Origin of the sequence: Streptomyces sp. NBC_00597 (genome assembly GCF_041431095.1) — a bacterium.
Classification (GTDB): Bacteria; Actinomycetota; Actinomycetes; order Streptomycetales; family Streptomycetaceae; genus Streptomyces.
Genome location: NZ_CP107758.1, coordinates 26,338 through 37,883, shown reverse-complemented (window position 1 = coordinate 37,883; position 11,546 = coordinate 26,338). Strand labels below are relative to the sequence as shown.

Annotated in this window: 9 protein-coding genes and 2 pseudogenes; 6 read left to right on the top strand and 5 right to left on the bottom strand. The window is 65.6% G+C overall.

From position 1 onward, the window contains the following. Positions 1-121: 121 nt before the first annotated feature. A complete protein-coding gene (locus OG974_RS30145; RefSeq protein ID WP_327286055.1) occupies positions 122-1,273 on the bottom strand; it encodes an ISAs1 family transposase in 1,152 nt (383 codons plus the stop codon). Positions 1,274-1,614: 341 nt separating this feature from the next. Then, positions 1,615-2,784 (bottom strand): hypothetical protein, encoded by a 1,170-nt coding sequence (locus tag OG974_RS30140; RefSeq protein ID WP_327286054.1) that lies wholly within the window; start codon positions 2,782-2,784, stop codon positions 1,615-1,617. Between the two features lie 122 nt (positions 2,785-2,906). Here OG974_RS30140 and OG974_RS30135 point away from each other — a divergent pair, with 122 nt between their 5' ends. From OG974_RS30135 to OG974_RS30125, 3 genes are all read left to right on the top strand, one after another. Further along, positions 2,907-3,149 (top strand): CPCC family cysteine-rich protein, encoded by a 243-nt coding sequence (locus OG974_RS30135; RefSeq protein ID WP_371646989.1) that lies wholly within the window; start codon positions 2,907-2,909, stop codon positions 3,147-3,149. A 180-nt stretch (positions 3,150-3,329) separates the two neighbouring features. Beyond that, entirely contained in the window at positions 3,330-3,941 is a 612-nt protein-coding gene (locus OG974_RS30130) for a hypothetical protein (protein WP_327286053.1), read from the top strand. Positions 3,942-3,944: 3 nt separating this feature from the next. Continuing rightward, positions 3,945-5,810 (top strand): TniQ family protein, encoded by a 1,866-nt coding sequence (locus OG974_RS30125; protein ID WP_327286052.1) that lies wholly within the window; start codon positions 3,945-3,947, stop codon positions 5,808-5,810. Positions 5,811-6,203: 393 nt separating this feature from the next. Here OG974_RS30125 and OG974_RS30120 read toward each other — a convergent pair whose 3' ends face one another. Beyond that, positions 6,204-6,740, bottom strand: coding sequence for a hypothetical protein (locus OG974_RS30120; RefSeq protein WP_327280914.1), 537 nt, complete (start codon positions 6,738-6,740; stop codon positions 6,204-6,206). An 80-nt stretch (positions 6,741-6,820) separates the two neighbouring features. Continuing rightward, positions 6,821-7,024: pseudogene (locus tag OG974_RS30115) on the bottom strand (transposase); the annotation flags it as partial. On the opposite strand from OG974_RS30115, the pseudogene OG974_RS30110 reads away from it, so the two are divergent. Both OG974_RS30110 and OG974_RS30105 read left to right on the top strand, forming a co-directional pair. Further along, positions 7,014-7,873 (top strand): annotated as a pseudogene (locus tag OG974_RS30110) (IS5 family transposase); the annotation flags it as partial. The pseudogenes OG974_RS30115 and OG974_RS30110 sit on opposite strands and share 11 nt — an antisense overlap. Positions 7,874-7,901: 28 nt before the next feature. After that, the gene (locus tag OG974_RS30105) at positions 7,902-8,717 is read left to right on the top strand and encodes a hypothetical protein (protein ID WP_327280913.1); all 816 of its coding nucleotides are present in this window, start codon (positions 7,902-7,904) and stop codon (positions 8,715-8,717) included. Here OG974_RS30105 and OG974_RS30100 read toward each other — a convergent pair. Beyond that, positions 8,714-9,835, bottom strand: a complete 1,122-nt coding sequence (locus OG974_RS30100; protein WP_327280728.1) for an IS630 family transposase — start codon at positions 9,833-9,835, stop codon at positions 8,714-8,716. The two genes, OG974_RS30105 and OG974_RS30100, sit on opposite strands and share 4 nt — an antisense overlap. A 334-nt stretch (positions 9,836-10,169) precedes the next feature. Between OG974_RS30100 and OG974_RS30095 the strand changes: the two genes are divergently transcribed. Beyond that, positions 10,170-11,510 (top strand): Vps62-related protein, encoded by a 1,341-nt coding sequence (locus tag OG974_RS30095; RefSeq protein WP_331734937.1) that lies wholly within the window; start codon positions 10,170-10,172, stop codon positions 11,508-11,510. Positions 11,511-11,546 lie beyond the last annotated feature (36 nt).

Genomic DNA, 11,546 nt, shown 5'->3' with positions numbered 1-11,546 from the left:
TGAGCCGATTCTGTTGAAGTTCATCGCCGAGGTCACGGGACGAACCCGTGGTCCCACGCTCTTCGTGCGGGTACGCACGGCAGGGGCATTGCAAAGTCTGATGATCTTGTGAGCGGGCTGGTCAGGCGATGCCCAGGAGGTCAAGTGGGCGGGTGAACGGTTCGTAGGAGGCGTGTCGGAGGCCGGCGGCGACGTTTTGGTGCCCGGCTGTGCGGACGGTGTTGATCGCCAGGTTGCGCAGGGTTGCCATGTTCTCGGGGGCGTGGCCGGTTCGGATCTTCGAGGCGTCCTCGCGGAAGGTGGTGTCACGAACGAAGTGAAGCCGGTTCTCGATGGTCCACTGCGAGCGGGCGAGCCGGCCGAGCCGTTGCGGCGATGCCTGATGTGAGGTCAGGTCCGTGACCGCGTAAACGGTCTCGCGGCTGACCTTGCCGGTCGTCAGGTCGGTGCGGTGGCGCAGGATGCGCACGGCCTGGGCTGCGTGGGGGAAGTCCAGGCCGAGGTCGGTGACGGTGAGTGCCCTGGTCGCCCGGGTCTCCCGGCGGCCGTGGCCGGTCTCGCGGTCGTAGCGGCGCGAGGTGACGTCCTTCCATGGCAATGACCGCAGCCGGCGGTGCAGTTCGGGCTGGTTGGCCTTGACCACGAACAGGTAGTGGGCCTTCTTCTCCTCGACGAGGAAGCGGACGTGGCCGCGCTGGGTGTGGAGCGCGTCCGCTGTGATAGTGACCCCGGTCAGGTCGAAGGGCTCCAGCAGCGCCGCGAAGCAGGTGATCTCATTCGTCTTGTCGGGGACGCGTAGTTGGGTGACGGTCCGGCCGTCGCCGGTCATCGCGGCCAGGAGGTGGGCGGCGGGCGAGGTGCCGTGCCGGGAGCCGCGGGCGGCCTTGCCGTCGATGGCCAGTGATTCCGAGCCGGCGGGGTCAGCGCCGGTCAGATCGGCCAGGCCGCCGGGGCAGGCCATGCCGACGACCCGGCGGATTGTCGCGACACTCGGCGTGACCCGTACGCCGAGTGCCCCAACGACGCGGGCGCCCAGCCGGGCCAGGGCGTGCTGCGGGGCGTTCGCGGCCCACTGGCCGATGGCCGCGAACGACTGCGCGCCGCCGACGACGGCGGAGGCGGCAACCAGCAGCACGGCCACGAACGGGTGACGCACCCCTCGGCGCCGACGCGGATCGGGAAGCAGCCGCAGCCGCTCCACCAGCGACAGTCCCGCCACGTTGTCCAGGACCGGCGACTTGATCAGGCAGACGGTGGCAGACTTGCGGCACATCGAAGCTCCGGTGGTTCGAGGCGACTTGGAGGTCACCCCGTCCAACCGGAGCTTCGTTGCGTTCGTGACGGGCCAGTCCCGCCCCCTGCACAGCCGCGACCTGCGGACTCAAGCGCTTGCGGGGACTTTGAAACGCCCCTGGTACGCACGGGCCAACTACAGCCGGACGAATCGGCGAATCGTGACAACTCGTGCTGGTCCGTGCTGGCCGTGACGATAAGCAATCGGAAGTGCCTGCCGTATCCGCTGGGTGCGACGTCCGATTTTGCCAATGAATGGAGATCTTGGATAGCGCGCCACCATGCCAGCATTCAGTCTATTCAATTGAGAAGGCCGCAGAATCAATCGGAAGCTGACGGCAATTCCTTCACGATGCTATCGACGGTCGAGCCGATTGACGTGGTGACATTTTCCACAGCCGTCGCCGCACCGGTGAGCAACAGGACGAATCGCCGTAACGTCATGTAATACCTGGCGCGTCTAAATTTCCTCTCGTACTTTGTGCAAATTGCGTTGATCTCATCCTCTACTGTGTTGAGCTTTCTCAGCAGAGAATTACGGTCCAACTCTCCATCGATCCGATGCGCTTCACGATCGAGCGCTTCGAGTTCAACCTCATTTTTCCGGAGTCTCTTGCCAGCCCTAACCGCCTCACGGAAGGCCGCGTGGGCAGTAGGGTCCAATAATGCAGCCGTCGCTGCCGCCCGCGTCTCAGGCCGGACATGCATCGGACGCTTGTCTTGATGAGGCAGGCCCAGGCAACGAAATAGATCGCGAGCCGAACCTGGGGCAATCTCCCTGATCGCGTCATTAAGTCCGAAGGGCAAGGAAGCGTCGGCAGCTGCCGCAAGCGCTCGCGTGGCGGCTCCGTGGTGATCCTGGAGGGATGCCTCCAGAGCAGTTCTCCGTTGCATCAGGTCCTGCCGTCTTGCGATCAGCACAGGAAGGCTGAGCATGCCTGACCGATTAACCAGCTCGGCTGCGCGGTCTAGGTCTTCAAACAGCGATCGCAACGTGGCGAGATTCGCGCCGCCTCGCGTTCGAATTACGAATGGCGTTAGATCGTCGCGAACAGCAAATATCAGGCATGGCGGATCGGCGCCATCCAGTTGAAAATAGTCGATGATCTCGTTGGCGATTGCCTGCGAACGGAGAAGAACTTCGTCGCGCACCTCCGCGGGGATCATCTCCGCTTTCGCCGGGTCAACCCGCCGCCAGTTGCGCCAATGCTCGGGCATGTTGCGCGCATCAACCAGCCCTGGGACGAACAGGTAGTCAGCCGACTCAGGGGTCCGTGCCCGCAGATCATTCATTGTTGCTCGACTGGAGAAGAGGCAAAGCGCTACCTCTTTCAACTGTGGGCTGATCAAGCCTCTCGCGTCGAAGAGGTCGCGCAGCAGCTGCCCGTCTTCTGGGTTTTTTGGTACGAACAAGCAGAGCATCTTCTCTGAGTTTGTGTTCGCGTTGAACCATTCCATCAAGTCATTTATTCCCCCTGCGGCAAAGTACACGATTGCCCCCTTGAGCAGCGGCGCACGGGAATTTGGTCTGCCAGTTGCATGCTATGCGCGGCCACCCGACCGCGCACGCGGCAACGAAGGTCAGCACGATTGCGCGTACCTGACTGCACACGTTGGCTGGTCTGTACACCGACACGTGTCCCTGCTGCGGGCACATCGTCCTGGGAGCCGTCGGCTCGTGGGGGATCTACCTGGCCTGCTTCTGGGAGGACGGCCTGCCCCAGCTGCGGTGGCCGACGCAACCCCGGCGCGAGCAGCATGTCGCTGGTCCAGGCTCAGCGCTACTTCCAGGATGGCTGAGGCGCTGTCCATGGACGCCAGTCCGCACCATGAAGCCGAGTCAGCCCACATGCTGAGCTCGGCGCTCGAACTCAGGCACTCGCGGTCCAGGCAACGCGGCTGAGAACCACTCCAACGGACGACACCAGTCGATGCTGAGACACCGTCACGGGCATGTAGTCTATGAATCATCGCAGTTCAGAGCCAGTATCCGAGCTCCTGCGGTCGGTAATATCGACGACATCAACCGCCTGCGGATGCACCGCGCCGACGACCAGGACGTGCTCGACCTCATCCGGGCCTTCATGGGCCTGGACGTCACCTTGATCCTCACCGGGGTGAACATCCCCGGCACCGGTCTGCTCCGCGAAGCTCGCTGGCAAGCCAAGCAGCGGTCCTGGGTGATGCCGCCGCTGGAGTCCACCCGCGTCCACGGCCTGGAGGTCACACAGACCGAGCGGCGCTTCGAACTCGTGGAACTCGACCGGTTCCGCACCACCACACCCGCCGAGATTCAAGCATTCGTGAACCACCTCCAAGGCATCGAGGACCACCTGCGGCTGCTGAACGCACGCGACGGCATGCTCACAGAGGGGACCATGCCCGAATACCTCATGCGCCGGACCAACGGAGTCGTGGGCCTCCTCGGCCGGCTGATCGAGGACGGCTGCCTGGAAGCCATGGCCAGCGGGAAGGAGCTCCTGGACGAAGCCCTGCTCGACGAGATCGTCATCGGCCGCGACGACCTCACCCACCCCCCGGACAGCGAGACCACTGCCTCGACGCCCAAGCCAGCAAAGCGCCGCTCCCGCAGCCGTAACACCGTCTTCGACGACCACGGACCCCGCCACGAACAGGCCGCAGGCTGATCCGTGCCCCACCCCCTCGAGCAACTGCCCCGGAGCCTGTCGCCACTGCCCGGCGAAGACCTCCACGGCTTCGTCCTGCGGCTCGCCCACCGCCTGGACATGAAGCCCGCCAGCCTTCTGCAGCACACCGGCCTGATCGGCCCGCACAGCCACTCGGCGCCCGCCCGTCGCATGCTCATGCTCGAGAAGGACGTCCTCACCGCGTTCTGCGCCACCACCGGCATGTCGACACAAGACGCGGACGCGCTCACCTTCAAGCCCCACGTCAACAGCTATCCTCCCGTGGCCGAAGCCCTCCTGGGCATGCGCGGCCTCACTCCCACCCCCCGCGGCGTCTTCCCCGCCTGGCTGCTGACGACATCGACGCGCTACTGCCCCTCCTGCCTCGCCGGCGACGGCTCGGCCATCCAGCAACGACACGGAGGACCCTGGCAACTGACATGGCGGATGGCGACCACATTCGCCTGCCTTGAACACCGCACCTTCCTTCGCACCACCTGCCCCACCTGCGAACTGCCGGCACAGATGATCCGAGGCACCTCACGCCGCCTGATCGTGGAACCACACCTCGACCCACTCCATCCAGCCCAGTGCCGCAACGTCCTTGACCCCAGCCGGGGGCCCTGCGGCGCCCGGCTGGACACCACCGATCCCGCCGACAGCGACACCCCGTCGCACGACCTGCTCGACCTGCAGCAACGCCTTCTGCAAGCCCGCCCCTACGGCGTCCCTAGCTCACTGGACCCGCTGGCTGGCCACAACCGCATGACGGACCTCCTCGTCTTGGCCGCGCTCACCCGTGCCACCTGGCCACTGGCAGCCAGCTGGACACCGAGCGGCTCGCTCGCACAGGCCCTCGATCACGACCTCACCCGGCCAGGGCCGGCTCCGTCTCTGAGAATCTCAACCGCCGCCCACAAGCGATGGGACAGCGACGTGTTCTCAGCCCGCGGCACAGCCGCCCTCCTGGTGATCTCGGCGCGGATCCTGAACCTGCCGCTGCCGGAACTCCGCCTGGAACTCCGCCGGCTCATCGCCCAGATCCCTCCCCGCGACGACATAGCCTGGGGCCACACGTGGTTGACCCTGCGGCGCGACAGCTCGCCGTTGTTCCGGCATGAAGTCCTCCAGCTGCTCGACCAGAGGTTTCCCCGCCCGCTACCCACTCAGGTCACTCTGCCCCCGTTCCTGCGGATCCGCCGGCGCAGCTACTCGCCGCAAGCAGTCCCCCAGCGCCTCCCCACAGAATGGACGGAGATCATCACAACGCCGCTCGGCCACGGGCGCCGCTCGCCCACGAACCTCGCGATCCGCAGGGCCCTCGCAGCGCATCTCGTTCAAGCCGCCACGGGCATGGCGCTGCAGGAAGCGGGGTCCTTCCTCAGGATTCCTCCGGAATGGGCGGCAAATTGGGGGCGATTCCGCCCGTTGGAGGAACGCCTGCACGGACGCCGAGCAGATCTAGCCACCCTCTTCCAGCGCTTCACCGACCACGTCGCCCAGCAGCCACCCACGGACTACTTCGTCCGGCGCCAGCACTTCGCCGACTGGACCCTCCCTGAATCGGACATGCAGGAGATCATCGAGAGATACCCGGACCGGAGACGCATCCTGGCCGCCGGCTCACGGAGTGCCGAACGCCTCCACATCTGCTTCTCCGCCTTGATCTGGTCCGTCCTCACAGGCAGTGAGTGGCGGCTGGCTCCCGGCATGGAGCCAAACCCGATACCGAAGGCGGAGCCCGCCACAACCGACGCCGCAGTCGTCTCCGCCCTCACGCGCACGAGGTCCCCCTTCTTCACGCACCTGCACAACCTCCTGCCGACCTACGCCAGCAGGGTCCTCGCGCAGGCAGGTCACACGTCGTGACGACCGATTGCCAACTGTCCTGCGTCATCCTTGCCAACTACGCAGCGACACAGTGCTGGGACCCGCAACAACCCCCACCGCTCCTTGCCAACAAAGCTGCGTCGTCACAATCACATGGCTTACCAGGAGCGATCCCTCGGTGTTCTGGAGCGGAGGTTCGGTCTCTCGTTGCCGCGTGCCGTCCTCGGCGAGGCCTGCCTGCCCGCCTTTGGTGTCCGTGGCGCCCCCGCCATGCGCACCGGGCCAGAGCCCGACCACCAGCAGATCAAGGCATGGGCTGCCGCTCTCGGCCTCACCTGGAACGACGCAGGCGGTCGCGTCCCTTCCCACGTTCGCGAGGCCTGGAACCATATTGCTCGGCAAGATCCGGAAGAGACGGCCTAAGCTTGTCGTTTAACCCGCATGCCGCGGCCTGACCTGCTGTCTGGTGGGGACGAATGCGGCCACGTAGTCCTCGAATCCTTCATGCAGGCCCCATTCCTCGCGGGCCATGGCGGCTTCGTGCCTGGCTCGGGAGTCCTGGCGCCCCTTGGCGTAGACGTGGACGGTGTAGATCGTTGCCGGGTCGAGCTGCAAGGCTGGGGCGTATCCCTGCCCACCAGTAAGCCAGCCCGCAGCTGGTGCGGCAGGGCCGGTGGTGGGGCCGGACATGCTCATCCGCCCGCCGGAAATCGGCAGGTAGGGCCACCTGCCGAGTAACTGCCATTGTTCCGACTGTTCGACAGGCTCGGCCTCGGTGAGCATGAGCGTCACCCAGGCGTCGTGGGACTGCACGCAGCTGACGATAGTGAGCTGGCCGGGGGTGACGATCACAGGATCATCCGTGCGGAAGTCAGGAGTCTGGTCGAGACCATCCAACGCGGTCTCGATGTCCTCGCTGATGTAAAAGTGCGAGTACTCGATGCTGATAACGCCGGTGACTATGTCCATCTTTGGACCGTACGTCGTCATCGCATTGGAATGAGCTGAGCTTGCCTACTGAGGTTGAACTCGTGATGTCGTGCTGTTGGTCAGGCGGGTCTGATGGCCAGGCCGGTCTCGGCGAGGCAGCCGTCTATGAGATGGCTGCGGTACTGGATGTGTCGTAGGCCGCGCCGGATGCGCTGGACGAGGTGTTCGGGGGTGGAGAAGGCGACGTTGGAGAGCCAGCCGCGTCGCAGGAGGGACCAGATCCCTTCGATGGGGTTGAGGTCGGGTGCGTAGGGCGGCAGGTGGCGGGATCACCGGCAGGTGATCGACGGGATTCTGCACCGGGTGCGGACCGGTATTCAGTGGCGTGACCTGCCAGAACGGTTCGGTCCGTGGAAGACGGTTTATGAACGGCACCGATTGTGGTCGGCGGACGGCACCTGGGAACGCCTGCTCCGGTAATTGCAGGCCGAGGCTGACGCCTCGGGCGAGATCGACTGGGACGTCTCGGTCGACTCCACCATTGTGCGGGCGTATCAGCATGCCGCCGGCGCCCGCATCGACCCACCACCGGCTCACCCTTCAAAGGGGGACGCAGCGACAGAACACCAGGGCGAGACGCCATGGCAGCGTCTCCTCGCCCGCCTGGTGGAGGTGGTCCGGGAGGTGAGGGCCTGGGCCGCTCGTGCGGTGGGTTCACCGCCAAGATCCACCCGAGCGCGGATGGCCGCTGCCGCCCTCTCTCCTTGGTCGTCACGCCGGGGCAGCGGGCGGACTGCACTCAGTTCAAACCCGTTCTGGAGAAGATCTGCGTTCCCCGCGTCGGGCTGGGCCGGCCCGGCAAGAAGCCCGACGGTCTTGCCGCGGACAAGGCCTGCAGCAATCGGCCCTGCCGCGAGTATCTGCGGCGCCGGGGCATCCGGCACGCGATCCCGGAGAAGACCGACAGCCAGGCCCCCCGCCTGCGCAAAGGCTCACGCGGCGGACGGCCACCCGGCTTCGACGAAGAGCACTACAAGAAGCGGAACACCGTCGAACGGGCCATCAACAAACTCAAGCACGCACGAGCCGTGGCCACCCGGTACGACAAGCGCGGCTGCGTCTTCCTCGGCACCGTCACCGCAGCCGCCCTGGTCATCTGGCTCCGAACATGACCGACCGAACAAGTCCTAGGCTCTACCCGTGTCCGACTACCAAGATCCTTTCGCTGTCTGCTATCCCGCCCTTCTGCCGTGGGCGCAGTCTTCCCGGCAGGACGATCTTCACCGTGCTGTGCGGACCGCCGTGGAACGCTCGCTTGTGGTGCTGTGGGGCGACATAGACCTGGAGAAACCGGCGACTGACGCCGACGTACACGCGATCGTCGCCGCCTCTGACACGTACGTCCAAGGCTGGTTCGACGCCGTGATCCGCCCTGCTGCCCACTATCCCCCGAACAACTGGGGATGGCCGTCCTCACTGGGGGTGTGGCTGGATGCCTCTAAAAGCCACGGCCGGGGCAGGGCCTTCCGTCACACCATCGCCGAGAACCTCGACTTCTTCGCCAGGTTCCCTTTCTGGGAGACACTGCACCTGGTCGGATACGCCGAGCACGCCGCCCGAACGACGACGGGAACTCCCCGGCAGCGGGCTGCCGATGCCACTGCTGAGGCCCTGCGGTGGGCTTGGGCCCGGCACGCCGACAGACTCGGCTGGGACGACGCCGAGTGGTACGAGTACGTCAAGGTGAACGAGCTGATCGGCTGGACGACGGCGGCACTGCAACTTCCCGGGGTGAGGCCGTCCCAGGCTGCCGACCGGGTGGAAGAAATCGCCGGGCAGAAATGGGACAACTGGTCACCGTGGACGTCGGATGAACTACCGGCGCCGTTCATCGCTCAGGCGGCGCAAGCCGTGGCGGACTGTGTGGCGACAAGCGCGGCTACGTCTTCCTCGACACCGCCACCGCAGGCGCCCTGGTCATCTGGCTCCGAACATGATCGCCAGGACAGGTCCTAGTGTCCTGCGCCGGAGATCCGTTGGCAGAAGCGGGCGAGTGAGTCGAGGATCTCTTCGGCTGTCTTGGTCCAGGTGAACGGGGTCGGGTTTTCGTTCCACTGCTTGACCCAGGCTCGGATGTCGGCTTCCAGGGAGCGCACACTCTTGTGGGCGCCACGGCGGATCTTCTGGTCCGCGAGGAAGCCGAACCATCGCTCAACCTGGTTGATCCAGGAGGAGCCGGTGGGTGTGAAGTGCAGGTGGAACCGTGGGTGTTTGGCCAGCCACGTCTTGATGGCCGGGGTTTTGTGGGTGCCGTAGTTGTCGCAGATCAGGTGGACCTGAAGGTGTTCGGGGACCTCTTTGTCGATCTTGATGAGGAACTTCTTGAACTCCGCGGCCCGGTGGCGACGGTGCAGTGAGGTGATGACTTCACCGGTCGCGACGTCGAAGGCCGCGAACAAGGTGGTCAGCCCGTTGCGAACATAGTCGTGAGTGCGGCGCTCGGGCATGCCGGGCATCATCGGCAGCACTGGCTGAGAGCGGTCAAGAGCCTGGATCTGGGACTTCTCGTCCACCGACAGCACCACCGCTCCTTCGGGCGGGTTGAAATACAGCCCCACCACGTCGTAGAGCTTCTCCACGAACAGCGGGTCCGTCGACAGCTTGAACGTGTCGCTCAAATGGGGCTTGAGCTGGAACTTCCGCCAGATCCGGCCCACTGTCGACTTCGACAGGCCACTGCGGGCGGCCATCGATGAACGCGACCAGTGAGTGGCGTTCTTCGGGATCTCCTCCAGCGTGCCGACCACTACCGCCTCCACCTGATCAACGCTGATGGTGGGTGGCCGGCCAGGCCGGGGCTCGTCGACCAGCCCGTCCAGCCGGGCCGCCAGGAACCGGCGACGCCACTTGCGGACCGTGTCGGCCGCGATATGCAACTCCCGTGCCACCACGACAATCGGCGGCACATCAGCACCGGCACACGCCAACACGATGCGGGCCCGCAAGGCCACCGCCTGCGCAGATGACGCCCTGCGGACCCAACGCTCCAACACCACACGCTCATCGGAAGACAACAACAACGGTTCCAACTTCGGACCACGCCGAGGCACCGGCACATCCGCAGAAGCAGTCATACATAAACTAACGACGGATCTCCGGCGCAGGACACTAGGGCCTGTCTCCCCGATCATGAGCGAAGCCAGATGGTGAGGATGGCTGCGGCCGAGGTAGGCGTGGCCGCTTTGGTCGTAGCGGGTGCCATAGCGCGGACTTCTTCAAACGGTGATGTATACACGCGTTTTGGGCAGAACCTGTCCGGATTTCACTGTGAGGGGTTATTTGTCCCATGCGGGCGGTAGTCACAGACGTCCTGGAGACGCCGGGAATGCGGGGTGGACCACGAGTCGGAAGCAACGCGACGTGTGTTCCGCCGTGTTTTCGGCCTACGCGTGAAAGTTGAGGGTCCTGGTGATCACCCAACGTTATGGCGACCTGGAGATCGGTTTCACGACCGACTACCGATTCCTCGCGGAAGACCTCCCCGCCCTTGGCGACGCCATGTTCTGGGCGCCCAAGATGGACGGGTGGTGGCCGCTGGGCTGCTACTTCTCGCCCCGGCAGATCGACCCCCGGGGCCGGTGCGGTGCCATGGTCCTGCGAAGTGTCCCCGGCAGTGACCTGCTGGCCCATCCGACGGGTTACACGCGCATCATGACCGCGGAATTCATGGGGCACCGCCTTTCGTTCTGGCGCCCCACCCCTCCGGCGGGCTACGTGGCCCTGGGCGACCTCTGTACGTCGGGTGACCACGTTCCGCCCGTGGAGGAGGTGATGTGTGTGAAGAAGACCCACAAGGGGCGCGACTACGTCCGCCGCGCGGAGGTCGCCAGGCATCCCGTCTGGCGCCCGGGGTTCGCCGGCCAGATCTACGGCAACTTCTCCGCCTGGGCCATCGAGGCACCGCTCTACCCCGACGCCGACACCGAGGAGCACCTGTTCGTGCCCGCCGGCGTGTTCACCGCCGTCCCCTCGCGTGAGCGGCCCTCGCCGACCGAGACCACCTGGGTGCTGGACCTGCCCGCGATCATCGAGAAGGGCCCGGACCCGGCGGTCCCGCAGCTGCATTCACACGACGAACCGCCCTCCCAGACCACCATCGTCACCGACCGCACCGTCACCGTGCCCTACTTCATGGTCGGCGACGACGGCCGCGACGAGAAGTGGAAGGTCGACAACTCCCCCTTCTACAAGGTCCAGCGCAAGCGCCACTACGAGCTCATCCTCTTCCGCAACAACCAGCAGGGCAGCGAACCGCAGCCCGACAGCGAGGCCATCACCACCGGCGTCAGCCGCGAGCAGGGCGAGACCTTCAGCGTCAGGACCGGTATCTCGGTCAGCGCCACGGTGGGCGTCGAGGCGAGCGCCAAGCCCTTCGGCATCGGGGGCTCCGTGTCCGCCAGCACCACGGTCAGCGCCTCGGTGGAACTGGGCTACGAGCGCCGCTACGGCATCACCACCATGGAGAGCAAGACCGTCACCCGCTCCCTCGTCACGCCACCGAAATGCTCCGGGGCCCTGTGGATGGAACGCCACGAACTGCTCCCCATCCGCGGCAACGGCGACATGATCAGCAACGACGCCAAACTCCCGTTCCGCACCGTCTACTACCACACCGGCCAGTACCCGCAGGCCCGCGCGGTCGGCGAGGAGGTGGTGTACGCCGAACTCGACGAGAACGGGCAGCCGCTGCCCTACCAGATCGGCATCCCCGTCCAAGCCACCGAGCCCGAGGAAGACGTGACCGGCTGACACCTCCGGCCCCGTACGAACAGCCCGGCAGAGCCT